This window comes from Terriglobales bacterium (assembly GCA_035567895.1).
Taxonomy (GTDB): domain Bacteria; phylum Acidobacteriota; class Terriglobia; order Terriglobales; family Acidobacteriaceae; genus Gp1-AA112.
This window is the reverse complement of the sequence record DATMPC010000058.1, coordinates 303,890-330,067: the sequence shown is the minus strand read 5'-3', so window position 1 is coordinate 330,067 and position 26,178 is coordinate 303,890. Positions and strand designations below refer to the sequence as shown.

22 protein-coding genes and 1 tRNA gene are annotated in these 26,178 nt (G+C 51.9%); 5 read left to right on the top strand and 18 right to left on the bottom strand.

Going from position 1 to position 26,178, the window contains the following annotated elements; translation table 11 throughout:
• Positions 1 to 2: 2 nt before the first annotated feature.
• Entirely contained in the window at positions 3 to 1,184 is a 1,182-nt protein-coding gene (locus VNX88_12460; protein ID HWY69473.1) for a tetratricopeptide repeat protein, read from the top strand.
• Between the two features lie 803 nt (positions 1,185 to 1,987).
• Here VNX88_12460 and VNX88_12455 read toward each other — a convergent pair.
• The 9 genes from VNX88_12455 to VNX88_12415 all read right to left on the bottom strand — a co-directional run bounded on the left by VNX88_12455 (position 1,988) and on the right by VNX88_12415 (position 12,576).
• On the bottom strand, positions 1,988 to 2,806 hold the full coding sequence (locus VNX88_12455) for a hypothetical protein (GenBank protein ID HWY69472.1): 819 nt from the start codon (positions 2,804 to 2,806) through the stop codon (positions 1,988 to 1,990).
• Between the two features lie 257 nt (positions 2,807 to 3,063).
• The gene (locus VNX88_12450; GenBank protein ID HWY69471.1) at positions 3,064 to 3,483 is read right to left on the bottom strand and encodes a hypothetical protein; all 420 of its coding nucleotides are present in this window, start codon (positions 3,481 to 3,483) and stop codon (positions 3,064 to 3,066) included.
• A complete protein-coding gene (locus VNX88_12445) occupies positions 3,480 to 4,349 on the bottom strand; it encodes an ArdC-like ssDNA-binding domain-containing protein (GenBank protein ID HWY69470.1) in 870 nt (289 codons plus the stop codon). The genes VNX88_12450 and VNX88_12445 overlap by 4 nt, the downstream gene beginning before the upstream one ends.
• Positions 4,350 to 5,149: 800 nt before the next feature.
• On the bottom strand, positions 5,150 to 6,016 hold the full coding sequence (locus tag VNX88_12440; GenBank protein HWY69469.1) for a hypothetical protein: 867 nt from the start codon (positions 6,014 to 6,016) through the stop codon (positions 5,150 to 5,152).
• 143 nt (positions 6,017 to 6,159) lie between these two features.
• Complete coding sequence (locus tag VNX88_12435; protein ID HWY69468.1) at positions 6,160 to 8,178, bottom strand: hypothetical protein; 2,019 nt, start codon at positions 8,176 to 8,178, stop codon at positions 6,160 to 6,162.
• A 2-nt stretch (positions 8,179 to 8,180) separates the two neighbouring features.
• Positions 8,181 to 9,161, bottom strand: a complete 981-nt coding sequence (locus tag VNX88_12430) for a hypothetical protein (GenBank protein HWY69467.1) — start codon at positions 9,159 to 9,161, stop codon at positions 8,181 to 8,183.
• Positions 9,158 to 10,384, bottom strand: a complete 1,227-nt coding sequence (locus tag VNX88_12425; GenBank protein ID HWY69466.1) for a DNA cytosine methyltransferase — start codon at positions 10,382 to 10,384, stop codon at positions 9,158 to 9,160. Before VNX88_12425 ends, VNX88_12430 begins: the two co-directional genes overlap by 4 nt.
• A gap of 94 nt (positions 10,385 to 10,478) precedes the next feature.
• Positions 10,479 to 11,375, bottom strand: coding sequence for an ImmA/IrrE family metallo-endopeptidase (locus tag VNX88_12420; GenBank protein ID HWY69465.1), 897 nt, complete (start codon positions 11,373 to 11,375; stop codon positions 10,479 to 10,481).
• Positions 11,350 to 12,576 carry a helix-turn-helix transcriptional regulator gene (locus VNX88_12415; protein ID HWY69464.1) on the bottom strand — a complete coding sequence of 409 codons (1,227 nt, stop codon included), beginning with the start codon at positions 12,574 to 12,576 and terminating at the stop codon, positions 11,350 to 11,352. The genes VNX88_12420 and VNX88_12415 overlap by 26 nt, the downstream gene beginning before the upstream one ends.
• A 253-nt stretch (positions 12,577 to 12,829) precedes the next feature.
• Here VNX88_12415 and VNX88_12410 point away from each other — a divergent pair.
• Positions 12,830 to 12,905 (top strand) — tRNA-Thr (locus VNX88_12410).
• 81 nt (positions 12,906 to 12,986) lie between these two features.
• Here the strand turns inward: VNX88_12410 and VNX88_12405 are convergent.
• The 7 genes from VNX88_12405 to VNX88_12375 all read right to left on the bottom strand — a co-directional run bounded on the left by VNX88_12405 (position 12,987) and on the right by VNX88_12375 (position 22,904).
• Positions 12,987 to 15,071, bottom strand: a complete 2,085-nt coding sequence (locus tag VNX88_12405) for an AIPR family protein (protein ID HWY69463.1) — start codon at positions 15,069 to 15,071, stop codon at positions 12,987 to 12,989.
• Entirely contained in the window at positions 15,061 to 16,011 is a 951-nt protein-coding gene (locus VNX88_12400; protein ID HWY69462.1) for a PD-(D/E)XK motif protein, read from the bottom strand. The genes VNX88_12405 and VNX88_12400 overlap by 11 nt, the downstream gene beginning before the upstream one ends.
• The gene (locus VNX88_12395) at positions 16,001 to 18,682 is read right to left on the bottom strand and encodes a Z1 domain-containing protein (protein HWY69461.1); all 2,682 of its coding nucleotides are present in this window, start codon (positions 18,680 to 18,682) and stop codon (positions 16,001 to 16,003) included. The genes VNX88_12400 and VNX88_12395 overlap by 11 nt, the downstream gene beginning before the upstream one ends.
• Complete coding sequence (locus VNX88_12390; protein ID HWY69460.1) at positions 18,672 to 20,162, bottom strand: ATP-binding protein; 1,491 nt, start codon at positions 20,160 to 20,162, stop codon at positions 18,672 to 18,674. The genes VNX88_12395 and VNX88_12390 overlap by 11 nt, the downstream gene beginning before the upstream one ends.
• Positions 20,163 to 20,680: 518 nt before the next feature.
• Positions 20,681 to 22,222: a DNA cytosine methyltransferase gene (locus tag VNX88_12385; protein ID HWY69459.1), complete on the bottom strand. Its 1,542-nt coding sequence runs from the start codon at positions 22,220 to 22,222 to the stop codon at positions 20,681 to 20,683.
• Between the two features lie 30 nt (positions 22,223 to 22,252).
• Entirely contained in the window at positions 22,253 to 22,594 is a 342-nt protein-coding gene (locus VNX88_12380; protein HWY69458.1) for a hypothetical protein, read from the bottom strand.
• 16 nt (positions 22,595 to 22,610) lie between these two features.
• Positions 22,611 to 22,904, bottom strand: coding sequence for a hypothetical protein (locus VNX88_12375; protein ID HWY69457.1), 294 nt, complete (start codon positions 22,902 to 22,904; stop codon positions 22,611 to 22,613).
• Between the two features lie 144 nt (positions 22,905 to 23,048).
• Between VNX88_12375 and VNX88_12370 the strand changes: the two genes are divergently transcribed.
• The gene (locus VNX88_12370) at positions 23,049 to 23,594 is read left to right on the top strand and encodes a sigma-70 family RNA polymerase sigma factor (GenBank protein HWY69456.1); all 546 of its coding nucleotides are present in this window, start codon (positions 23,049 to 23,051) and stop codon (positions 23,592 to 23,594) included.
• On the top strand, positions 23,591 to 24,364 hold the full coding sequence (locus VNX88_12365) for an anti-sigma factor (protein HWY69455.1): 774 nt from the start codon (positions 23,591 to 23,593) through the stop codon (positions 24,362 to 24,364). The genes VNX88_12370 and VNX88_12365 overlap by 4 nt, the downstream gene beginning before the upstream one ends.
• A gap of 27 nt (positions 24,365 to 24,391) precedes the next feature.
• Here the strand turns inward: VNX88_12365 and VNX88_12360 are convergent, their stop codons facing one another.
• Positions 24,392 to 24,553, bottom strand: coding sequence for a hypothetical protein (locus VNX88_12360; protein ID HWY69454.1), 162 nt, complete (start codon positions 24,551 to 24,553; stop codon positions 24,392 to 24,394).
• Positions 24,554 to 24,903: 350 nt separating this feature from the next.
• On the opposite strand from VNX88_12360, the gene VNX88_12355 reads away from it, so the two are divergent.
• Positions 24,904 to 25,092: a hypothetical protein gene (locus VNX88_12355; protein ID HWY69453.1), complete on the top strand. Its 189-nt coding sequence runs from the start codon at positions 24,904 to 24,906 to the stop codon at positions 25,090 to 25,092.
• Positions 25,093 to 25,224: 132 nt separating this feature from the next.
• Here VNX88_12355 and VNX88_12350 read toward each other — a convergent pair whose 3' ends face one another.
• Positions 25,225 to 26,175: an ATPase, T2SS/T4P/T4SS family gene (locus VNX88_12350; GenBank protein ID HWY69452.1), complete on the bottom strand. Its 951-nt coding sequence runs from the start codon at positions 26,173 to 26,175 to the stop codon at positions 25,225 to 25,227.
• Positions 26,176 to 26,178: the final 3 nt, after the last annotated feature.

The following is a 26,178-nucleotide window of genomic DNA, read 5'->3' as shown; positions in this document are numbered from 1 at the left end:
CAATGAGAAAAGAAGTTGTCACGCTTTTCTGCGCGATGCTTGCTGCAGCATCGCTTAGCTCGGCGCAGTCCAAACCGAATGCCCAGCAGCAAATTGAAGAACACAAACATCTCGCTGCGGAATATCTGAAAGAGAAGAAGCTGGACCTAGCCGCTTCGGAATTTCGTTCTATTCTTGCCCTCAATCCTCGAGACGCAGAAAGCCGTGGCAACCTGGGTGTCGTACTTTTCTTCGAGCAAAAGTATGCCGATGCGATTCCCGAGCTGCAAAAAGCCTTAGACCAGCGCCCAACCATCTGGAAGATACAGGCGCTACTGGGAATCGCTGAGAAACGAACCGGAAACGTCGAACGCGCCCGCCTCAATCTCGAAAAATCATTTCCCAAGGTAGCCGAAGAAAACATCCGGGTCGAAACGGGAATGGAGCTCATCGAGATCTACTCTGCAAGCCGAGAGCTCGATAAGGCAGGCGCTGTAATCAGAGTTCTTCGGGATTTGCGTCCCACGGATGAAGCCATACTGTATAGCGCTTACCGGGTGTACTCCGACCTGGCAGATGAATCCATTCTCAGTCTCACCATCGTTGCGCCCAACTCCGCCCGCACTCACCAGGCTATGGCCCACGAATTCGCAAAGCGGGGAGATACACCACAAGCCATCGAGCACTATCGCGCTGCGCTGAAGATCAATCCCCAGCTTCCCGGCCTGCATTTTGAGCTGGGAGACCTGCTCAAAACCTCCGGCTCGAAGAACGAGGCGGAAGCTGAGTCGGAATACAAGGCAGCCTTGCAGGTGAACCCAGAGGACGAGCAGGCGTTGTGCAGGTTGGGCGAGATCTCCCTGCTGGGAAATAAGCTCGACGAGGCGAACCAGCGGTTCTCAAAAGCACTCCAGCTAGAGCCGAACGATCCTGAAGCAAGTATCGGGGCTGCAAAGGTAGCGATGGCGATGCAAAATTCCAAGAAGGCGGAAATCCTCCTCCTTCACGCCATACAGCTGGATCCCACCAGCGCTGTCGCTCATTTCCGATTGAGTACCGTTTACCGGCAGCTCGGGCGTACTGCCGATGCCCAAAAGGAAATTGAGCAGTACAAGAAATACAAGAACATGCAAGAGAAGTTGCAGGAGCTCTACCACCATATAGGCGTCGAAACTGCAGAAGAAGAAAGAGCGGAACCTCGTTAGCAACGTGGATCGGGTGCTTCGGAGAAGCAAGGCACTGGCCTAGGCGGAGCAAATTGGACAATGAAGGAAATTACCAATTCTTTGCAAATGCTTGAAGCATATGGCGGGGACGACGGGACTCGAACCCGCGGCCTCTGCCGTGACAGTGGTGATTGAAACCGTAAGTTAATGAGAATGAACGGCACAGACGGCGTCTAAAAACGGTTTCGGAGCCCTGAGAAAGCATTATTGGACAGTGATCGGACAGAGGAAAAGGTCTTCCCTGAGCAGGCGGCGCGCACTCTGACGTGCGAAATGGCACTCTCGTCATCCTAAACTGCCCGCTAATTGTGACCCTTGGAGTTCAGCAATACGCCTGAAGGAATCGAATTGGTCTGAAAGAGTGCGATAGACTCTTTCGATTTCGGTAGGATAGCTCCAGTCCTCTCCGCTGTAGAAGATCTCGCGCACGCCAGCCGCCTTAGCGATCGCCAAGCACTGAAGGCAGGGACGAAGATTCACATAGAGTATAGAATCCTTTGTACTCACTCCCCGTCTTGCCGCGTCAGCAATGGCGCGTTGTTCGGCGTGAATGCAGATGCAGGTTTCGTAGCCGCTACCCGTATCTCCGCCGTTGATACAGCGAGGACAGCACGCCTCGCGGCAATTCCTGTGAGTAACCGCGACACCATTCCAGCCGTCCGCTACGACCTGACCCTGCCGTACTATTAATGCCCCAACTGCGCGACGAATACAATTTGACCTCCGCGCGACGTTGTTCGCCATTGCCATGAATGCTTTGTGGTCACTCGATTCCATAGCCGTTATTGTTTTCCCGTCGACGCGTTCTTCCGCCCCGATTTGTCGGTGTTCGTTCGTTTAAGGTCTGCAACCTCGTCAGAAAGCGCCTTGAGGCGAGTTTCGTAACGTTCTTCGAGCTTCTTCTCGATTGCTTGTTCCAGCTGACGGTCATGTTGTTCGCGAGCTGCAAAGTACTTGTCCACATTAGAGGCGCCCAATGGAGCAAATATCGCCAACAGCGCAAGTACAATAGCCGCCAAAGAAGCCCAAATAATCAGGCCATTCTTGAATCTGCCAAAGGCCGTCTCTGCGGCTTTCGCCGCCGTAGCGTCCATGCTTAGAAAGGTCGGACCCGAGTATGCGAGTACTTCTTGCCTAACGCGTTTAAGGTAGCCTTCCCGATCATACTTCTGCGAAGCCTTTGCTTTAGGAGATGCGGGACAACGGTGAAAGCTAACGCGCAGGAACGGCGTCCCTTTCTCGACCACAAAATTCCCCCGACCAAAATTAATCAGAGTACTAGAAATGGGGCCAATGAAGCCGGGGTCAACGACGCCGATGTTGATCGCGAGGACTCCTCTTGTGCAGAGTTCGTTTTTCAACAAAACGTGTCCCGTAATCGTTTCAGGCAGCCTCAAAATCTCTCTTGATACGACTCGGACGATCCCGCCTGGAGGAAGAGAATACTTTGAGTTTTCGGTTATCTCGGCTTCGGCCGGGACGATGTCTCCGACAGACAAATCATACGTCGAGGCGCGAAAGAGCTTTTCGTCACTTTCCTCCACGAGTCCATTTGACTTGATCTCTTCTCCGCTCAAAAGACTCAAATGTTGATCGGCCATGCTGTGTATTTTCGCAGAAATGGTGTGCCGAGAGCATTACATTTCGTTCGCGGGGCTCCTCCCCCAGCTCCTCACAGCTCGGCTGACGATTTCCCAATTCGGATCACAGTTACGCGCTCGTAGCTGGAAGGAGCGAATTTGAAGAAAAGGCCGGGGGAGCACGAGGGGGCGGCTTGAGCGCCCCTCGAAAATTTGTTGGACAAAAAACATGCCCGGACTGTGCCGGGCATTTTGAGAACGTAGCGAATCGAGGTCTTTTAGGTGTCGCCTTTCTGTTGACTGACGAAGGCTTCCAGAAATCCTTGTGCTCTGAGGTTGGAGTCCCAAATTCGAGCGAAGGCAATGTGCTCCCACTTTAACTTGGCGTTCAGGAGTGTTCTTCCGTCCTCCGTAAAGACGGAATGCTGCTCGATCCCCACATAGTCATTTCGCCAATAGAACGGAACCAGATTCATCTCGTCGCCCGATTCCTCGGCCTCAAAGATCATTTCGGGATCGCGCATCAGATCGCCGTTCTGTTCTCCGTAGTGAGCCACGGAGATTGCCGGCAAACCGTTTGGCCCACGTTCCTGCGTATCCTCAATGACCAGAGTCATCCACGGTTCATTTTCAATTCTGATGTGAAATCCAGCTTGCAGTGGGGCGGCAAGCTCCAAGATCGTGGCAACTGTTTTCATTGCAGCACCTCCGGCGCTGAGGTCGTGGCCTCCGCCACCTCGGGGCTGATCGCCCCAAGGATAACGGCAGAGGTTCGCTGCACTACTTCAAGGCTTTCCTGAAGCAGCTTGGCATTTCCGTGATAGAGCTGGATGTAGTCGCTCGATGCTGTACCCGTTTCAAGACCAATTGCATTGCAGACCACAAAGGCAACTGCTTCGGCTTCGGTCTCTCTGACGGTCTTCGTGGTGAGTGTTCGGCGTTCGCTCTTGTGCAACATCTCATGGGCAAGCTCATGCACGAGCGTTGACAATTGTTCTGCTTCGCTCAGATTCGGCAGAATGCGAATTGCTCCACCGTAAGACATGCCTCTGGCTGGAGCAATATTGTCCGAATATCCGAACTTAATTCCCTGCTGAATGGTGAAATTGACGAGCCGTGCAAGACTGCTGCCGACATCGCCCTTAACTTCGGAATCAAGCTGGGGAAGCTCTTTGCCTTCGGTTTGCAGAACGTCCCACACATACACCGGACGGAAACCAACCAGACTCACAGTGCTCTCTGCATCTTTCGCATCCGTCTCCTGAGACTCTTTGCGCGTGCGGCCAAGCATGGGCGCAAAGATCATGATTCCTTTTTCGCCTCGCCTCACTCTGCGGCCAAGCAGATTCCATGACCTGATACCAGCAACGTGCGTGGCATTCGGTTTCTGAGTGGCTATCAGCAGGATGTTGCCGAAGCTGTAGTGATGAAATTTCGCCATCGCTTTCAGATAAGAGGTGAGCACCTCACTGTGTCCCGATTCGAGAGCCTCGATGAGCACCTGAATGCTGGCGTTGACGAGTTCTTGTGTGCTTTCTGTTTTTCCTTTGCTTGTAACTAACATTTTTAATCCCCTGTTCCGCCGGGTAGGCTGTTTTTGTCTTTCACTTGAGCGGCAGCGAGACAAAAACAGTTACCGGCGGACACGGGGAAAACGGAGTGCAGCGAAGGGTGGCAGGGAGCGAGAGTCGGCGCGGTGAGTGCCAAAATGGTTCTTGTTGTTTTGTTTTGGCGCGAAAGCGGCGCTTAGACCTCGTGACCGTCCGAGCCGTGGCCGAACGGCGCCCACCTGAGCGCAACGCAGTGAAAAGAAGACGCGCAGCTAACCGAGGGGGTTTGATCCTCAGGGGAAAATCTTATGCCGCGTTGTTGTGTACGACAGGGCTTAGGCGAGATTGGTCAAGAAGGAGGCTAATAATTTTCCTGAGACAACGTTCAGTATTGGACTTTATTTCGTGCTCCCAAATACGGAGGACGCGGTAGCCTTGCGCCTGTAGCGTCCTAGTTGTTCTTCGATCACGTTTCTTATTGAGTTGTATCTTCGTTTTCCAGTAGTGGGTGTTGGTCCTTGGCAGATGACTGCATTGTGGACATCCATGCCAAAAACATCCATCGATAAATATGGCGGTATTTTGTGCTTGAAAGAACAAATCTGGGCAACCGATTACAGAGCGTTGGTGCAACTTCCAGCCTGAAAGTCTTGCACGTACAAGAGCCATTTTTAGGGGGATCTCCGTGGAGCGATTATTCCGGCTCCTCACGGCGCGCATTGTTAGAGAACGCACATCAGACACGCCGACGAAGAGTCCGTTGGGTAAGGTTCTTTTGAGGTCCTTTTCCATGAAGAATAGACTAACGCGAGTGTCAGGTAATGGAGTACGTACTTGTGCCATTTATGCGCAGCGCATAGGCATATGCTGCGAGTTCCTTCTTCCACCTCTTAATTCCCGACGAATAATCGGGGTTGTAGACGGTCGGCTGGGTGTAGTAAACGGCCTGGCGGGCTAGAGATGCAAACAGACAGATGGCTAATGACAAGGGTTTTGGCCCAAAAGGCGCAAAGATAGTATTTTTCGTTCCTTGCGCGGTTAGCTGTACCAAATGATGGAATGCGTCCGCACAATCGTAGGCCTCAACTCGGATCGGCGGAGCCAGCCCTGGGGGGAGTGTCTGCTGCATCTCGCGGATAAATTCCCAATTTCTATGGTACGCGGGAAGCCCTGGCGGGAAAGGAAGGATCGTCCGGATTGCAACGCCAGTCTTATAGGGCTCCAATAATTCTGGCAGCCCCAATTTCATAAACCCTGCCGTGACGATAACCATTTCAACCTTATTGCCGGGAAACTGGGACGGTCCAAACAAAGGCAAGTGAGCGAAACCTAGATGATCTTCAGCCAGCACTCCCGCGAAATATTGCTGTGGGATCGTATACGTTCCTAGCAAAGTTTCAATTCTTGGGCTTGCGAGTAATCGCTTTATAAAGGGAAAGAAAAAACGCTTTGGAAAACACGAAAAATCAAGGATCACGTGGGGTCCGCAAGAGGAAGCGTATTGATCGACAATCTGAACGATTTCTGCGTCGGTTGCAAATAACTCAAGTTCGGTGATGCCTTCGCTCGGCTGTCCAATCCGCTGCAACTTTTCAATGCGCAGTTTCAGGCGATCTGCAAATGCAGGTGCATACCTAGTCGAGCTCGGCTTAATTCTCAGCAGCAAGCTCTTGTCTTGCATAGAGGAAGATCGCAGATATTCCCATAATGCGAGGCTGCGCTCCTCGGTGCCAAGGCAGCCAAGAAGAGACCAAGTGCGCTTTGGGAGCTTTTGGATGACCCATTCGATGGGTCCCCAAGGGCGTACCGCAGCGGTACCAGCCCTCACGAATTTTCCTCTTGGAACAAACTTGACTGCTGTTGTTGACCTATAGTGTGAGATTGTGGGGCTACGGGAAGTACGCCACTTTGTGACGCATCAAACCATGCGAGTACGTCTTTGACCGGGAGATAGGCAGGCTCTTTGGTATGAACGTGCGGCAGACGAAAATAGGGCGATAGAACGGGATTGAGATACCATTTTCGCCGTGGACGGCGATTTGTTTCTTTCGTGGTGTGGGGAGCGTCGAACAGCGCACCATAATCCACACACTCGTTTAGAAAATCTCGGAGATTGGGATGCGCTTCAATTTCTGCTATCTCAAGAGAGAAGCCATTTGCCCCAGGATACGAAAGAGCATCGTCGTTATAGAGCTTCCGCTCAAGGTCCGTAGCGACGTGCGTAACAAACCGTTGCCGTGTTGTTCCGCCGCTTTCTTCGGCAAGTTTGTTGTACCAGTGGGTACTGGCCTCGTGTATTCCGACCGCTTGAATCGTGTCGTCAAGTGCTGGGATGGCGTTATCTGATTCCGGCAAGTCTGCGTTGCGTATAGTTCGCAACCACGCGGACCATATATGTTGGCACAGACTCACGAAGACCAGAATATTACCTCCACTTAGTTTGAGGATGTCCTCGGCACCTGCCCATATCATTCTCTGTGCACATCGCCCGGCAATCTGCATCAACGCTGCTTGTATACGTTCCTTGCGCCAGTACCTGGATTGATCCCAGATGGGTGGGTCGCTAGGTTTTTCGTTAACGATTTTGCCTTTGCCCTTTTGTCGAGCCCACGCTTCCCCCAGTCTGGCCGACAGGGAATCTTTTTGCGCTAAGTCCAGCAGATAAGTGCGCCACTGTTGTGGCCAATTCTTGTCAATCTTGATCGCTCTGGAGGGTGCCTTTCCACAGTAGCGGGCAGCCCGTTGTTCAGGGGAGGGACCGTATCCGAAGACTTTTTCGAGCGCGTCGGAGTCCGGGACGTCTTTATACTCAGCGAATAGCAACCGCTTGCGGAATACATCCTCGGCAAACTCGGGAAACACCCAAGTTTTGCGGTTTTCGCGACGGCGCAGAATTTCATCTAGATCAACGAGCTTAAAGTTCCGGTCTCTTTCTAGGTTGCCGACGGTCCCATAGACACGTGGATGCTCATCCCACGCATACCCGCGTGTTCCGATGCGGTACGACACATTGGGATCTCTTAAGCTGAGGGCCTTGTTTACAATTTCCCTAAAAAGGGAGCCGTATTCTTTGCGTTTTCCTTCTAGTCTAATCAGTTCTTCATACTGATCGATCCGAACAAAAAGATGAACGTCCCGCGGAAGGATTCCGGCAGCTACCAAAGCACCGACAGTTTGGGCAACAGGTTCGCCAACTGTTGTTTTGGTCGTTCGGATATTGTCTGGTAGATCGTCAGAGTTGAAATTCAGAAATGCGAGATACTGGCTTATTCTATCGGCAAGTTTTTGCCGCAAGTCCGCGTAAGCTGTGACGTTGTTCAAATAGCCGAACCAGCAGCGAGAGCTGCTTAGCCCTTTTACGAGGGCAGTGAGTTTCTCATCGTCCATGCTCAATTGGAGTTGCTTCGCAATGAGACCGTCCGCACGGTCTCTAAACAGTTCCAGGGTGCTCAAGAGATCGAATACGATCCAATAGTTCAGGAAATCACCGAAGTAAACTGGAAGGATTTCGGTTTCGCGCTTGCCGGGATCGATGGTTCTTTGGCCGAAATCGATCGCTCCGCTGCGGGTCAAATTGATGCCAGCGCCAATGAATCGGGCCTGTTTTTCCGCAACGGGAAAGGGCGTACTAGACTCCGCGTATGCTAGGCGTACTTCTGGCTTGAGCAAGCTCAGCAGCATGCTTTTACCTGAACCTTGCATCCCCTTAAGGACAACGTTACCCGGCAGGAAGAGGGCCGAAGCGTTCCTCAGGATGGACGGGCTGAAAATCTCGACAAAGGCCGCAGAACCGATTGTCTCCGAGACGTACAGCTCGTTAAACGGATTTGAACGTTTGTCCATTTTCAAATCCTTGAGGCTCGGGGAAACAGAGGCTTCCAAGTGACGGACCCATGATGGATGAGAGGTAGTGTGTTGTCCGGACAGTTCGTCGCAAGGATTACGAGCCCCCCAGTGTCGTCGAACCCAAAAGGACCATAGATCTTGGCTTCTTGGGCAGTCTTTCCAGCAAGTAGCTTTGAGAAGGAGTCTATCGCCAAATCTCTAAATACGGCGTGATCTGTTGGCTCGTCGGTTTGTGGCGCTCGCGTCAAAAAGTCAAGGCGACGCAGTTCAAGAACGGGACGGACTTGTACATTGTTGAAAGATGTTTCCCACGCTCGTGCTGCATCAACTCCAGCTGGACAAATCACTAATGGAACAATCAGAGTGGGAAGCCGAGATGATAAGGATCCAGCAAACTTAATCGCGGGTTCAATTTGGCTGCCGCTCCCGACAAAATCCTCCAGCAAAACTATCCGCTCGATCTTCTTGCTACTGACAAATGTGTCCACCTTTGCGGGATCGGCCAGTACTGCTAACGACAGCCAATCTGGTCGATGGTCCCGGCCGGAAATGTGGTTGAGGTGGTAAAAGGCGTTGATTCGCATGCTGTCAGTTAACGGACAGAACCATGTATGGGAGAGGGCTTCGGTGACCTTGGAAGACAAAGCTACATCATCGAGTGTGAGCGAGAGTTGGTCGATAAGCCAAGCGGTGATGTTGCAATTGAAGGCAACACGATAAAGGTTATCCAACTCTTTCGGGCCAATGAAGAACAACGAAGGCATAAGCCGAAACAGAGATTGTTGTTTTGTTTCGTCATCACCGTTGTCCAGCCAGTCTTCGAAGCGTTGCCAAAAATCTGGGTATGGCCCTTTCGTCGGTTCGTATTCGCAATACAATTCCTCGGCAAGATGTTCTACGTGTTCGTTTATCGTTTGAAACATCGGGCCGTCAGGCAGCGACATGATCCAACGCTGCAGTTTGTGTGGCAGTGCATTCATGGCTTCAGAAGAGCAGATATCTGGGTCGCCAATGCTTGCGCCATGGGCGGTGGTACGGCGTTTCCGACAAACTTGAACTGGTCGTGCAATGTGCCAGAGAACTTGAACGTATCGGGAAAGCCCTGAATTCGGGCGGCTTCTCGAACCGTGAGCCCTCGCTGAAGATCGGGATGAAGGAAATTCTTGGGATTTCCGAAGCTTGTATCCACGGTAAAGGACAATGCATCCCACGCAAGCCGACGATATTTACCATTAAAAGTGTGCCGAAGATCGATGCGGTGGCCGACTTTTCGCAGGTAATTTTTGAGGAGTAAGCTTTCGATCGAGTTATGCGGTGTAAAACCCACCTCTCGTTGGATACTGCTGCGAAGTACTGGGTCGGCATCCCCGAGTTTGCGCAATCGTTCGCGTCGTCGGAGCCGGAGAACGGCGTTTAATACTAGGCGCTCGGAGGGCGTTACTTCACCGAACACTTCGGGTATATCCCAAGTGTGAACGGCGCGCTCACTCACCCGAACATTGCAAAGCTTTTGTCCTGGCTTAATCCGTCGGGCAATTTGGAAGTGTTCGGTGTCCTCAAGTAGTGGCTGCGGCTCGTGGTTTGAAACCTTGCTGTCTGGAGACGAAAGATCAGAGAGTACGTCCGCCAGAGTTTTTTGGGGTGCAGGATTAGGGCGGATTTGAGCCGGACAGCCTTGCGCGACTGCCAGAAGGAATAGCCGTCGGCGCATTTGTGCAACGCCAAAATCGCTAGCTGCGAGTTGAAGCGTTTTGCACACGTAGCCGGCGTTCTGCAAAAGTTCGACGAGCGCTATCCAATACTTGCGGTGAGAGCCAAACTCGACACCAGGAACATTTTCTGCGACCACGACACGCGGGCGGATAGAAACCGCAATTTTGGCAGTGGCAAGCAGCAATGTATTTCGCAGATCATCCAATTTGCGTTTGCCAATCGTTGAGAACCCCTGACACGGTGATCCCGATAGGATCACGTCAACACTCGGGACTCCATCTGGCAGCCTGCCTGACGACAGGTCCCACTCAAATGTTTGACTTGGAATATTTGCTTCGTGAACAGCCAAAGCTCCGATGTCAGTATCGAAGGCACCTTTACAGCGAAAGCCGGCATTCACGAATCCGAGGTCGAGCCCGCCGCACCCACTGAACAGGCTCAGGAAGGTAAGGGCGTCCCCATTCTGTCGGCATGACAGTCGCTTTGCCATTTGTCAAATTGCAAATTGCTGAATTTGAACAGTTTACTAGCGGGCAGTCTTTGCAGGCAAGTGCGGCTTGAGGCTCCAATTTGGGCGACGGAGATCAGCATACAGCAAGGGGGACAGGGTTGGGTTTTTCAAATAGAGGTAACGTCGGGGACGATCGCGTCGGCTTGATCGCGTTTCCCCAGAGTGCCATTACGCCTTCGCCATATCGCCGGATTTGGAATGCAATCGGGCGATAGCGACGAACAGCACGATAATCTTGGTAGCTGACGAATGTGCGGCCAGTGAGCGGCTCGTCTGATTCCCAAGCTGTTTGGAGGATTGTATCGTCCTGCCATTCCCAAGCGACTCGCTTGCCGCCATAGAATCCGTCCAAAGCAAACGTCCCATTGACCATTCGACGCCATAACGACAATTGGCAGTTCCAAAGACGGAGCGACTTCAGTCGGATCGCCATGGAGGGCAGACTAACGCTGAAGTCTTCGGCAAGACGTTGAAGTGATTCGAGACAGACTGGCAGGTCCCTTGCGCTTCGTCGAAGCATAACCGGAGGCATGAGTAAAGCAGCAGCCCCAAAATTACACAGACGCTCTTCCTGTTGGTCGGGACTGTGCGCAGCGAATTTTAGCTCGGGAACAAGTTCGTAGAAAAAGGTGTGGCACACCTCATGTGCCATTGTGAAACGCATTCGTGACTCGGCGGAGTTCTTCTTCAGCAGCATTCTAAAGCCATCTGCGAATGTGATCCCAAGAGGCTCAATGAAGCCGTCACAGCTCAATTGTGGAGCGACTTCAACATGGTGAATGTGCCTTTCATTCAAAAAGAGTTGGAGATGGTTCGCACACCGCTTCCTGGCATAGCGCCGGCGTACACCCTCAACAAGCGCACTGATGATCTCTTCACCGCCTGCGGTCGCATCCAGGCCGGAGCGCTGGATGAAAAGGCGCACTAACGGGGAAAGTAGCTCTTTACAGTAGGGTTTGTTGAGTGGCATGTGCTCCGTCTCGACGAGGTGGCTTACCGATTTGTCGATAGCGCTTATCCCAATCCGGCTCACGCATCAGGAGTGTGGGTTTTCGAAACGAGGCTGAGGTTTGTTCCTCGCGACGACTTGTCGAGTATTCTTGACGCCATTCGTCGCGCATTCGGAGAGCAGTTCTAGCGTCGAGTCCCGGTGTTTTATCAATCCAAGAGCGCCAGGAAGCGTTGCTTTCGACCCACACTGGATCGCTTTCTTCGGATTCGCCTATCAGGTATGCAACTCGTTCGCCAAGGCGTAAGGCCATCCGTTGCAATAGGCGCGCACTGGGATTGGATACGGCAAATGGTTCCTCCATCAGATTGTGGAGGTATGACAGGCTGATGCCGAGATCGGCGGCGAAGTGCTCGTAATCGCCGCAACGATCGTCAATGAGCTTACGGAGTCGAGATCCAAACGCATCACTGTTGATGCCTCTGTAAAGAGCACGATGACGAAAGTATGCTTTCCGTATTGCGGCGAGGCTGGTACGCAACTCGCTGGTATCAAATGAGACACCTGTTTCGAGAGAGCCAGAATAGGCGATGTCGATTGTATGCAGAAATGAACCGATCATCATTCGTGAAACTAATTTGGGAACGAGCCGGATCGCGGGTACGCCTGCTTGGGTGGCAATTTCGTTCTCTTGGCCGACTCCATAACTGGGTGACCCGCAGAAAAGAATAATGAAATCGTGGGTTGAAGCACGTGATCGATCTGTCACGTAGACTTGGTTGGGCGAGATATCTGCATTCTGAAGCGGATGCGTATGATCGCCCGGCCAATAAATTTCAAAGCGTGGCGAGTCAAACTGTTTGTCGCGCGCCACATCTCTAATCAAGCCGATTACTCTTCTGACTTCTAGCTCCGCATCAGGGGTGAGACCTGTCAGCGGGGTGGCTAGGTACCCGATAATTTCGTCCGCGATTCTGTCAGACTCGACGAGGATATCTGTCAGTTTTAGGCCAAGTGCTTGAAAAAGTCTTCTGAGAACCTCTTCGCTCGGAGTGTACCGATCCCCGACGATCTCCTGAGTTGGAGACAAGATTTTTGAGATTGTTGACTGATTGACCCCGGACCACTGCTCTAACTGCGTCTGCTTGATCTTGCGGGATTCAACAATTCGTATCAGTCGCCCGACTGCATATTCGGTCTGCTCTTTCGATAGTTCCTGCATAACAACAATGCCTCAGGCATGAGGCTACGCGCGGTAGAGCTCAGCTACAAGCAATGTCTCGGGAATACTATCTGCGGCCTATTATTCCAGCGTAACCCATTGACCTGCATAAAGTTATGCCTGAGTCATTCCTTGCCAATGATTCGACGGTCTTCGTAGAGTCAGCAAAGAAAGCAAGCGCAGCCGATGAAATGGGTGCGATGAATGCGAGATGGCCGCTCGAAGTTCGAGGCAACGAGCGGCCTTCCCTGTGGAGAGCGTAGCTCAAACGGTAGAGTGCCGGAATGGTGATCTGGCGGTTGTCGGTTCGAGGCCGACCGCTCTCCCCAGTTGCTCAGCAGAGTTTCCAGGTTATGGTGCTATTTCTCAATACGGTCTGTCAATCGGCTGGTCGGTTCGGCATGGTTAAACTATTTTGCTTCGGGTTTTGGGAAGCCTTCCAACTCCAGCTTTTCCTTGATTTGAATGAGCCGCCAACTCTGCTTCTCTGTGGGAATCTTGCGCGGAATTGAAGCCGCTACGGCGAGGATGCCATCTTCATCCGGAGTCGTTACGGATTGTTCATGCGCCCACTTACGAGCAGTAGTCCAATACACGGGACCTAGCTCAAGAACAAATCGCTGGTTTTCGATCCCATTGTCCACTCGCTGTTCCTTCTTCGAGCTTTTCTGTAATGCGCGGTCCTCTTCCTCGTCGAGCAGAAGAGAACCGAGTATTTTGCGAAGGTCGATTTGAACTTCTGCCTGCGCTGCACGTTTCCAGCAGAGTTCCTTTTTGCACCATTCGGTGACGTTTTGGAACGCAGAGTCAGGGGCTACAATCACTTCGAACATGGCTTTGGCAATAACCTCGATTACGTGACGCAACGAACCTGGAACCGATTGCTGCGTCCAGAGTTGTCGAAGGTCCAGAACTTGGGTACCGCAGGTCTGTTCGATCATGCGGGAAAGCTTGGAAACACTGTAGGTAACTATGTTTGCGCGATATCCGTTTTGGTACCAAGGCTGTTCAGAAACGATAGCTTCAGTCGTGCGGAAAAGGAGGGCTTTTCCAACCAGTCTCTTAAAGTAGTCGTCGCTGAACTGGTCAGCGTTACGAATCCACTCCTCGGAGGCCGAAGTGCTAAAGAATAAGAAGTTCTTTTGCGCTCCTTGGCTAACAATGTGTGGTAACTGTTTCCAGGTATTTTCAAATTTTGCCAAGTCGGTTTTCGTTATTACTTGTTGTCGTGGATTGAGCAGCACAAACCTTTTGCGCTCGGCTACGGTCAAGTCGCTCTGTTCATTCAAGTACTGTCCTCGGGCTCTCTCGTAAAACCAGTGCGTTTCGTACTGCGCTCCCCCGGAAGCGGGTGCCCATAGGCGTCTTGAAATCTGTTCAATTCGTCTGTGAAACTCGTGATTTGAGAAGAAGTCAGCCTCACTGACTTTGTTCTGGCTGTTCGCGCATCGGGAAATCTCCGGTATAACTTCGCCGCTTTCCTCTGGTGTTACGACAGACAGTTTCATCTGAACAAACACAGACTTGAGACTCGCTCGGTCATTGCGGATGGCACTTGCCAGCGATGCAGTCGTCTGGCCGCCATTGACGATTTGAAGGTCAGCAGCCTTGACGAGTCGAAGTCCGTCTTTTCGATTAATGACTTCTACTGAGGTTGCAGTGCAGGCAATGCCGTTGTTAAAAGCGAAGAACATATCCGGGCGATGGAGAACGGTGTTCCGGATTCCCTTATTGACCTTCCCTCTCACGGTGAGAAATGAACGAACATTGCCTTCAAGTAATCTGCTGCCATACGTTTCATAGATCGTGGCGAGGACATCGCCAGGAATTACGCAGAGGTATGCCTGATATTGTGTCGAATCGACGCTGGCTGCGATGCACTGGAGCCCTCCAGGTAACATGGCGTCGAAATCAACCTGCAGATCGTCTTTACCGGTGCGTGATTCGAAGACACGAAAGAATCTGCTTGTGTCCCAAATATGAGATTCTGCGGGTATTTCAGAAACATTTGCTTCGGGGAGGTCACGGATTCGCGTGCTGATGAACGAGTCTGTGAGCAGGTAAAACCGCAGGCGAGTAATTCCGGAGCGGGTTTGGTTCAGAAGGCTGGCGAGGCCGAAGGCAGGAGCGCTCTCCTCGATTTCGCGCAAGAGCTTGCCAGAAAAGGCGTCTTCACAAAAGGTCTGTAAGCGGCTGAACCATGCTTTTGCATCGGTGTGGGTGAGACTTCCGGCTTCAGCCTCTCCATTGAAATCGGCAATGAAAAGACGAACAGAGCCGTCCGCTTCGTCTAGTGAATATGCATCCACGCCTGAGTTGCGGTTTTTTGAGCCCGTTCCACGATAGAAACAAGTCTGTACGTCTGCGACTTCGTCTGCATCCTCCAAGAGGCGCAGACAGTGTTCTACAAAGGCGCTATGGCGAAACTCCTGGTCAGCTGCAGCGTGAACCGCAACATTTTCGAGGATTTCTTTACGGAATTCTTCAAGGTTCATAACCGAGTACCTGGGTAGTTGGAATCTCAAACTCGGTGCAATGATCTAAATCCAAGTAATAGGTTGCTGAGGGAATCGCGACGGAAACAGACACAGGAGTAAGGCGTGGGAATGAGTCGCGCACGTCGAAGGCTCGGACGTTGTCCAAATGGTAAGAAGAATCGGATTCTGGCTGATCTTGGTCGTAGCCGATTTCTGCCAGTTTAAGTTCGAAGGCCGAGGATGCTGATGATTCAGCAATCGCCTCTCGAATCCTGAGAACCAAGGCTTTAATCGTAAAAGCGCCACTGTGATTTGTGGCACAACTGCCAATCGAGTAGACAATTAGATTGGTCGGTGCGGCTCCGGTGTGAAGCTGTTCGAGGGAACTGATCATGACGATGTGGGCACCAATAGCACATACTTTGATCTCGAATATTTGGCCACCGGTCTGAAAATCTTGAGGTGCTCCAGTTGGTCCCAACCACGATTCAACAGCACCGGCTGTGCCCAACACAGGAATAAGTCGCTCCAAAAAAAGCAGCTCTCCCATCAGGCCCAAGAGCTGTGGTTGTGACAGTCCTTTCTTGGTCGTTTCTAAGAGTCGTCGCCATTTTTCGAGCCGGTTAAGTAAAAAGAGAGCTTCACTCCCCGCCGGCTTTAGCTGGCGCAAGCTTTCGATCAGATCTTCGCAGACATAACAAAAGGGATGAAGAAGCTCCTGAGCGGCAAGGCTTATCAGGATGGCAAATTTTCCATCGTGACGCAGATTTTGAGAAACCTCCAGTGCTCTTAGTCTCGGCAGTTGCTCCGCGGAAGTCGAGGATAAGAGCATCAGCACGGGAGCTTCTTGAACGTCAATTCCCAAATACAAATCATAAGGGTGAGCTTCATTCACCCTCTTGAAAATGGGCCGTTCTCGCTGGAGACGCAGATCATTCCAGATTTGTTCAGCCGACATCTTCGTTCTCTTCCTGGAGATCATCGTCGATCTCCTGTTCGAGCATCGACCTCCATTCGACAAGATTGACTCTGTAGAGGACACGCTTCGCGACATCTGTGTCGTCAAATCGCGGGAAGCTAAGGCCCAAAGCGACAATTTCTTCAGAATTTGGGATAGGACTCGGCTCATTTGCAGTGAGGAGATAGATTAGAAGCAGTGGGCGTGATCTCGCGGCTCGGTAGTGCCTGTCGGCGATGGTCTTGCCCGGAAATGAAGCTTTGAACTCCTGTTCAATTCTTGTTACTTCTGATAGTTCCAAGCCCTCTTTTTCAATGCCGCGTGATCCGACTCTGGCCTTGGTGCCGGAAACCAAAAGCATTCCATCGCGAGCAATGATGTTCCGTTTTGATGTCGTTACTTGGGCAGGGCCAATATTGACGGTACTTCCACTGCCGCTTGGCAAGACTACGTCCCACGCTCTAAGGCGTGGTTCCGGAGTGGTGTCTAAGTATTTCGCGAGATCGCCGGTTTGAAGCGTTACATTGAGAGGATGGACATCGAAATCACGAAGGAACGACGCTATGTGCTCCTTCGGAACTGAGCGCCATATCGGATTGCCCCAAGGAGACGTTTCGGGCTTAATCCGGGCTTTGTCGAGTTGATCAACGAATCTATTAAGGGCGCTGCGGTTAGACGCAAGAGAATTCAAGTTGCTTCTAAGACGGGCTGTCTCAAGCGTTTTTTCACTTAACGAAATTATCCTCTCTATCGTTCTGGCTTGGCGCATCTTGTTCTGCGCCGTCACGAGCAGAGCGTCGGGATGTGCTCTAACTTTCAGGCCGAATTGCATCGGTGTCGCGTGCTGTTGCTGCATTCGCTTCACTTCTTCTCTTAGTTCTTCAGTCGCGGATGTGATGTGGGCGTACCACTGAGCCGCCTCATCCGTTATCCATAAGCGACAGAGATCCGCGTATCCATCGCGATAACCAAACCATCGTCCCATTTGGAGCAAAGTGTCATACATTTGTGAGTTGCGGAAAAAATAACTTGTGCTAAGGCCTTCAAGTGTCAAGCCACGGGAGAGGCTGTTCCCGCCCACAGCGATGACTCGCAGGCCTGCGTCTTTTTGGCGCGCATAGTCAAGACTGGCGGCGCCAGTTCGCTGATTCACAGCCTTGACCGTTATTGGCAGGACCGAATTGAGAAGTGAACGTTGCACGTCAGGCCAAGTGAGTCCTGCATCGGCGTACTCCTCGTTCCAGACATCGTGAGCTTTCTGAATTGAAGGGTTCTTAAGTGCCTGTTGGGGTGATAACTGACTGTAATTTCGTATGTCTAGCTGAATTGCAGATAGCCTCTCATGAATCAGCGTGGCTACTTGGTCTTGGACCGCGGTAAAGCGGCTGACATTTACGAGCATAGACCGATGCGTTGATCCTTCACCTCGGAGATCGCGTATTGCGTTTGCTACCAAGAAGCCAAACAAAGCAGACACGAGCGTGTCTGGGAGAGAGTCAACTCTGAGATCGGACTTATGCCGGAGTGGAAAAACAGCGTATGCGTCTTCGACGGTTCTCAGGAGGTCAAACCGGGGCGGTTCGCCAAAGATAGCGCTCGGTCCTACGTAGTTCGTGGGCGGGTCCAACGTATAAATAAAGTCCCTTGGAAACAGATCGTCTCCAAGCATCTCGTGCTCTGTATCGGGGTCGATGAAGATATTTGCGAATGGCGTCGCGGTAAACCCGAGATAACTTGAGCGGGTGAACAGTTTAAGCAGGGCACGTATCCGTTGATTGATTGCTGTTGGATCGGTACCAGGCGCATTCGTGTTGACTGATGCACTGTCCGCTTCATCGTCGATGAGAAGGAGCGGCGCATCAATTGTCCCCTGCTGATTCGCGTTGAAATCCGACAGCCATTTTTCCAAGTTTTCAAGAATGCGCTTGTTCTTTTTCACTACTACAAGTACTGGGACATTGAAAGCGTCCAATCGGAAACCGAGGGCATTAAGCAGGTTCCTGCTGAAGTCCTTTTCCCGCGACGTGAATACACCGGCTGAGCGTCTGGAATCAATAAGGCCAACGCCGACTGCGCGGTTCTTTCTGATTTGTGTGAGTAAGCCTGAACTGTCTAGCCCTACAAAACCTTCGTCAAGACGTTCCTGAGTCTGGCGGCGAAGAGATTCCAGTGTTCCGGTCAACAGAATAACGAGGCGATATCCGGCATCGGCTGCTTTGCAGCAAAGGGCGGTGTATGTTGCGGTTTTGCCGGACTGTACATCTCCGATTACGAGCCCTCTACGTTTCCAAGGTCCTGTTTTGGTCGGATCTTGAAGTAGATCGAGAACCTCATCTGTAACACGATCGAGAGTGGTGATTACTCGAGGCGGCCACTCGAACCTCTGCAGCAGGTTCCTGAAACGCTGCCAATAAAAAGGGTCAATGGAAGCCTTTTTTGCAAAGAGCCACGGAACATAGGTCTCTGTGGTGAGGGCAATGCCAATATCCATCTGGATGGCAAGCTTGGAATGAAGTCGTTTTATGATTTCTTGATATTCGTCGTCAGCAACTTGAAAGGCCGCACGCAGACGGGTTGCTAGATCATTGAGTGTCTTTTCATCAGGTGCATGGTCTGCCGGCAATGAGACGAGTACCGAATTCTCAAGAGCACGGCCGTTGTCACTCAGCATTAAGAAGTTTCCTTTGGATTGAGCTGGTTTCTTCCGGATAAAAGCTAAAGGGTTCGACGGAACCAAGGGATTTAATTAACTGTTTTCCATATTCGGTCTCGCGCCCTAAAGCGTCGAGCATTGTCGATGCCAAGGTAAACAGTTCTTCATATTTGCCGCCTTGACGATCGGGCGATGGGCGTCGTTCTGAAGCCATGTCGGCATAGGCGGCATCGTATGGAAACATTGTTTCGAGCGTGCGTAGGAGTCGCTGTATCAATTGCTGAAAGTGATCATCAGTTATTGCCTCTACTGCCTTGATCAAAGGGTGCTCCCTATTGATCACATACTCGACTCCACTTCGGGTCACCAATCTTTCCCAAGCATGCAGGACAGCATCACTGGTGGCCTTTCGTCCTCTAAATGTGTAAACGCGACGACTACCCTCTGCAATTCTTGAAACAATGGTTTTCAGGCGGTCCCGTACAGGCTGCGGAGGATAAGCGGTGGATTTCCGTACGTCGATTGTCCAAAGATGGTCGAGAGTGTTGGGGATATCAACGCGAACTCGTGCGAGTTTTGTAATCTCTTCCTGTCTGATCAATCGAAACCAAGATCCCCAAGTGATGAGTCTCCGGTTTCGGTACACGTAAAAACCCTGATTTCTACGAAGCCCCTCTTCTCCGCCGGCGATGGCAAGATCTGCGACTGAGAGTTTGCTGATATGCGGAAGAATAAATGGTGCAATCTTGACCGGTTCGCCTTCAATGAGGATTTGCTCTTCCGGCAGGGGCTGTGTGCTTCTGTGGGAACTGAGAAACGGGTCAAGGGCCGCGACGGGATTGCCATTTAACACAATCCTTATTGGCGGATAGGGCTTTTCGGGGCTCAAGAATCGGTGGAATACCAGCGCCAGGTGTTCGCGAGCGTTGTCCATTCTTTGGCCCAAGGCGCTTTCGATGGAGAGTTCTCCAGCAGATAGCCGATCAAACGACTGCCAGAGGACCATCGTGCCGCTGTTGGATTGTTTAAGGTCTGCAATGTGGGGCAATGACTGAATTGCCTCCTGGGTTAGGCCGAGCAGTATCCAATCTTCCCTCAGTCCGATGAGATCGAGGTCCCAGCGCTTTGCAGTCAAGGTGTCGTCCACTTTCGACACTACTGTGAGGCGGCGGCATTGGGATAAGGAAGCTGTTTTCAAGCCCAAGCCGAAGCGACCTAAGTCCGAACGAGCGCGCTGGGCGCGGGGATCGGTACTTCCATGCCGCATCGCAGCTACGAAGGCCTGTGGAAGTATTCCATGTCCATCATCGATAACCGCGACATAGGGCTCTCCGTAAGGAGAAAACCGAATATCTATATTTCTTGCACCGGCGGAAAGTGAATTGTCGATGATGTCTGCTAGTGCCGATTGGAACGAATAGCCAATGGCTCGCATCGACTCCAATAAAACTGGAGCAAATGGTGGAAGCGGGATCTCCTCGTTGTCATAGTCGGACACGAGTGCACCATTGTCAGTTCAAATTGGGGAAGGCGATCGCGTGATTGTACCATGCAGTAACAGGGAAGTAATTACGAAGATGGGCGACGTATTTCCCGATTCAGGCGTGCGCAAAGCACGATTGGATCGCGAATTTCGCATTCCCAAACGACCAAGGTATTCCACCCCCGCCGTTTGAGCTCGGCTTCAACAGTCTTGTCTCTACTTGCATTACTTTCCAATTTCGAAAGCCAGAATTTTTTGCGTGATTTCGGGGTATACGCGAATCGGCACTTGGGATGCCGGTGCCAAAAACATCCGTGTACAAAAATAGCGGACTTCCATCGCGCTAGTACGATGTCTGGGCAACCAGGAAGCCGACGGACATGGAGACGAAACCGGAATCCCATCTGATGTAGCAGTGCCCGCACTGCCACCTCAGGTTTAGTGTTCTTCCCCCTGATTCGCGACATGTTCCAGCTTCGCCGTTGGGGAGTGAGCCGGTCGGCCATATTCTTAATGATGCCTTGGAAGGCGTCTCAGGGAAAGAGCTTCGCGACAACGCGGGCAATTTCCTTCGCTATGAGAGGTGGTACGGCATTCCCCACTTGGTGGTATTGGGCGGTCCGGGGACCCGAGAAATAATAGTTGTCCGGAAACGTTTGCAGCCGGGCCGCCTCTCGAACCGTCAAGCTGCGGCACTGAGTGGGATCAGGGTGAATGAAGTAATGCCCATCTTTGCTGATGTGAGAAGTGACTGTTGTGGCAGGTCGGTGTGCGACCTGTACGCGAAATCGGTCCGCGAAGACAATTTCCTCCGGTTTCTTGCCTTGGAGGTTTTTGTGGTCTGGCAACAAGGCAGGAGGGAAGGCTGTGATTGTAGGTGAGTTTCGTATGAGCTTTCCGAAGCATGTGGCAAAGAAATAGCGACGAAGGTCCTCAGGGATGTGACTCCTGGTGGCATGGTTCAGGGCGCCGCCCAACCGTGGATCGTAAAACCACTTCGACTTCCACTGCGGCTTGGCAGTCGATTGAACAAACTCAGCTCCGACGTTTCGGCGAGCAGTTAATTTCGCAGCAAATTTCTGAATAACGCGCCGGATTGCTGGTTCGAGTTGATCGCAAGGTACGACACTGCAATCGCAGATACTCTTGACTGCTTGAAGCCATGCCTCAGGCGAGTCTTTTCCATTCGACAGCCGGCTTCTCATTTGCGGTAAATCCTTTATGGCTCGCCACATTGACACGTGCTTTCGTCTAGCCAGCATTTCAATGCGACCCTTGATATCGCTTCTAATGCCCACCAGAATGACCCGGTGACGGGCTTGGGGGATTCCGTGTTCCTCACAACGGAGTACGTATTTTTCGGGCGACTCACCTTGCGCTCTGGCTGTCTTAGAGTTGCCATAGTCAGCTAGAGGATAGAGGTCATATTGAACTGGGAGGCTGGTTGAGTCCCCCATGAGATCTGGCAGAGCTTTGTGTGGTTCTCGAAGGTCGGAGAGAATTCTGTCGATGATAGGATCTTGTTGGAACTTCGACGACAACATTCCCTTAACGTTTTCCATGACAAAGACCGGTGGACGGTGTGCGGCAATGATGCGGAGATATTCCCGGTAGAGCAAATGGCGCTTATCCTTGCCGAACTTCTGCGGGTTCTTCTTACGCATCCGTGATCTACCGACGAGTGAGTAGGCTTGACACGGAGGCCCTCCAATTAGAACCCAGTTCCGTGATCCAGCAATCGCGGCTTTGATCTGTTCGTCGATTTCCTTCCAATCATGCTTTCCCAGATTGGCACAAATCGCTTCCTTCCTTGCTGTTTTGGCTTCCTGCGAATGCTTCTCGAAAAGAGCTTCAATTGCGATTTCTCCTCGTATGCATGCATAGTATTCATCAGGAACCAATCCAGACTGGAATTGGCGAAAGAAGCTTCGGAGAAGGAGCGTCTGGTGAGCAACTGTATCTTTTTCAATCGAGAGTCCGATCTTAAATACCGGACGGTTCTTTGAATCACGCAGGACACTGAAGCCTTCTCCTAGACCACCCGGACCCGCAAAAATGTCTATAACGGGAATCATTGGAAATGGCCGTGGTGGTCGTCGCACGTGTTAGCGCCGGAACGCTGTCAAGTCACCCCAGATGTAGCGCGCTTCATCAGTTCCGATTTCTGCAAGGTGTTGGAAATTGGGTGATATGGACCATTTCAGTCTGCCAGTAGCGTCGGTTGCAGCGAGTCGGCTCTCAATGTTGGACGCTTCGGGGTACTCGGTATACATCAGGTTGGTGACCCGTTGTGCCGCGCTGATTATCCCGGCTTCCGTGCCATCATGAGGTTCAATCACCGTACCCATCCTGTTGCCATTCGAGTCCCGGAGATCGCGAACAACAACATTGCAGCGAGAATGGCATTGTTCAGCGATTCGCAATGGTGTCTTTGTACGTACAATCACTGATCCTCCTCCGTGGCTAGTCCTCAATGGCGATCTCGAAACCAAACTTTTGCAAGATTCTGTATGCGTCTTGAGAAGTGATCTCGATGGCAGGTACAGCCGTAGCTGCTGCTACGAGTTGCCGGATTGGGAAGCTTTTCCCGCTCACAACCACAGAATATTTTTGAATGCGACTTGGTGACATTCCTTTGGCGGCTGCAAGAAAGTCGTCTTTGCGGAGTTCAAATGTCTTACCTCTCAGCGTGAACTTCACGCTCATGGTATTGCCTCCATGATGAAAGTGCCGCAAACGAATAATCCTACTACTCATATTACTTCTACACAACATATTCATCCCACCGTAATTTGCAAGAAGTGGGGCGGAAACGACTCTGCAGTTACTCTGGTGCGGATATCTGCGAATGTGATACCAATCTGGGAAAACGTTTTGAACCGTATTTCAAAAGGACACCGCTTGTCCGACACTGAAAAGACGAGCTCGTCTGATGCGGAGCTGGTGTCAAGGCTACGCTCGGGCGACCAGAATGCTATGGGAGCACTGTATGACCGTTATTCCTCCATTGTGTATGCGGTGGCGCTGCGCGTCTTAGCTGACACGGGGACAGCAGAGGACGTGCTGCAGGAAGTATTCATGCAAATTTGGCGCAATCCGTCCAGATTTGATGCGAATCGCGGGAGTCTGGCAGCGTGGTTAGCGGTGATCGCACGAAATCGTGCCATTGATGCACTGCGCAAGCGTCGTTACGAATCGGATATTGAAGACGTAGTCGTTTCGGTGGAACCAGATCTCGCCTCGGAGGCCGATAGGTCAAGAGTGGCGAAGAATATTCGTGATGTTCTCAACGGGATGCACCCGGCACAACGACAGGCTCTTGAGATGGCATTCTTTGAAGGGTTAACTCACACGGAGATTGCCGCCAAAATAGGAGAGCCACTCGGAACCATCAAAACCCGCATTCGTGCTGGCCTGCTAGCTTTGCGAAAGGCTTTGAAGCCATGAGCGTACATAGCAGATTCGCCGAAGACCTCGCACTCTACGCCTTGGGAACGCTCGAAGGCAATGAGCAGGCTGAACTCGAAAAGCACTTAAAGGATTGTGCTGACTGCCGGCATGAACTGGAACAGTTGCGTGGCGATGCGGCCTTGCTGGCACTCTCGGCTTCAGGTCCAGCGCCTCCGCAGCGAGCACGCGGGCGGCTGATGAATGCGGTGACGCGTGAACCTCGAATTTCGCTTGAACAGCCGAGCACGCGGCGCATTTCTTGGTGGTCTCAGATGGGCTGGGTGGCTGCTGCCGCTGCGATTGTGATCGCTGCTGTTCTGTGGAGAACAGACGCCAGCTTGGGGAGGCAGATGGCGATCTTGCAGAAGGAATTCAACGAGCAACAAACTGTGTTGGAGCGTTCGCGAGAAGTTGCGGCGACGTTGACTGCCACTGACGCGTTGCGGGTTACGATCGTACCGGCGAGAGCGTTGGCTCAGCCTCAAGGCAGAGCCATCTATCTCCCGAGCCGATCAAGTTTGATTTTCCTTGCAAATAATATGCCTGCGCTGCCAGCACGGCGGGCATATGAGCTCTGGATCATTCCAAGCAGCGGCGCTCCGGTCCCCGCGGGAGTGTTCAAGCCAGATGCTCGTGGCAACGTTACTGTTGTGAACTCGCTCCTACCCCAGGTAGTCGAGACCAAGACCTTTGCCATTACGGTTGAACCCGAGACTGGATCACAGGTGCCGACTTCGGCACCAGTTATGTTAGGGACGGGGGAGTAAAAGGGACGGCTGTCCCCACAGTTTGGTTCAGGTCTTGGGGGCTGCGATACTCATTTTTGCGACGATAAGCTCGGCGAGTTTCAAGCTATCGTTGATCTTTGCTTGCACTATCGGGGTGTTGTTGATGTCGTCGCGGTTTAACCGGATTGCAGCAATGACTGACGCTGCAATCAACTTCGCGTTTTCCATTCTCGCACCGGTTCTCGCTCGTCGGTAGCATTCCGGAGACGGTGCGGGGGAGCCATTAAACATAGCTTCCGGTGGATAGAGCCAACTGGTCCAGCAGCAGGAGCAGGTCACTAACAGCCGACAGGTTGGCCGTGGCTCGGGATCTTGAAGGTGCGCCTGGGGATCTTCCGCACGGCAGGTGACAATACAGCCGCATTCATTGCACTGAACTACCCATGCGCGCGGTCCATGCATATGTGGTATTCTAGGCGAACAAAAGGGGAATATCTACGTGGGCTTTTCGCTTTTCATTGATTGCTGGGCGACAGCGCGATGAAAGAACGTTAGCGAACGGTTCCGGGAGGACCTTTGTGGAAGAGATAAAACTTGGGCAAATATTCACGTACGATGATGGTCGTCCCGGCCATCGCGGGATCAAGGCAAAGGTAGTCGCCTTAACCGATAATGGGTTTATCGCTCAGTTTGAAGACAGGTACGATACCACAGCCATTGCTTGGAATGAACCTGAGTGGATAAGCCATATCACGTTTGAGAAATGAATATGCTGATGCACTTCCTGTGCACTTTGCTCCCCGAGTAAACGGCATCTCCGCGGCTGTGGGTGTGCTGGATCGATCGTCGAAGTAGTCAAGTTTTCTTATTGGAAAACTTGACAAGCTTGTTGTCGTCGATCACGAGTCGATCGGACGAAACCGGCATTCCTCGTTCACATTGTCAAACCCCTGCACGGTCAGAATTTCCGCTATGGAGCGGCGTCCTCTAATTCTCGCGATGTGGATAAGGAGATCGACTGAATTTCCAATGTTCGCCATGATCGCCCGATGGGGCAGTTCGATGCCGCTTTGCAGAACACAGTCTGAAAAACGGGCGATTGCTCGCCGAGCGGAATTAGCATGAAGTGTGCAGAGACTCCCTGAATGCCCGGTGTTGAGGGCCTGCAGCAGATCGAATGCTTCACCTCCGCGCACTTCGCCCACAATGATCCGGTCCGGTCTGTGACGCAGGGCAGCCTTCAGCAGATCGCGGATCGTGACTGCTGCTAGCCCGACTTGCTCCCGCCTCGTTTCAAAACGAACTAGATTGCTCTTGCGGATGTTCACCTCAGCCGTATCTTCGATGAGGACAATTCGTTCCTCATCTGGGATGAAGTCGGCGAGGATATTCAGCAGTGTGGTCTTGCCTGTGCCGGTTCCACCACTGATCAGGATGTTCTGACGGCTGCACACTTTTTCGCGGAGAAACTCGGCGGTCTTGGCGCTCAATGTTCCGTTTTCGATCAGATCGGTGATCGTGAAGTGTTTTGTGTTGAATTTGCGGATTGTGAGCGTAATGCCATCAATACTGCATGGAGGAAGGACCGCTGCCACTCGGCTCCCATCCGGCAGGCGGGAATCCAAAATGGGCTTTGCTTCAGAGATATCGTCTCCCAGGCGGCGAGCGATGTTTTTGACTGCCGCGAATAGAGCTTGCTCGGAGATGGTGATGCCAAAAACGGGCAAAAGCTGGTCGTGTTTCTCGATAAATATTCGAGAATCGGCGTTGACCATGATTTCGGAAATATCCGGGTCGAGGATCAGGTGTTCGATCGGCCTGAGAAACGGAAGAATCGTTTCAAACTGCATAGC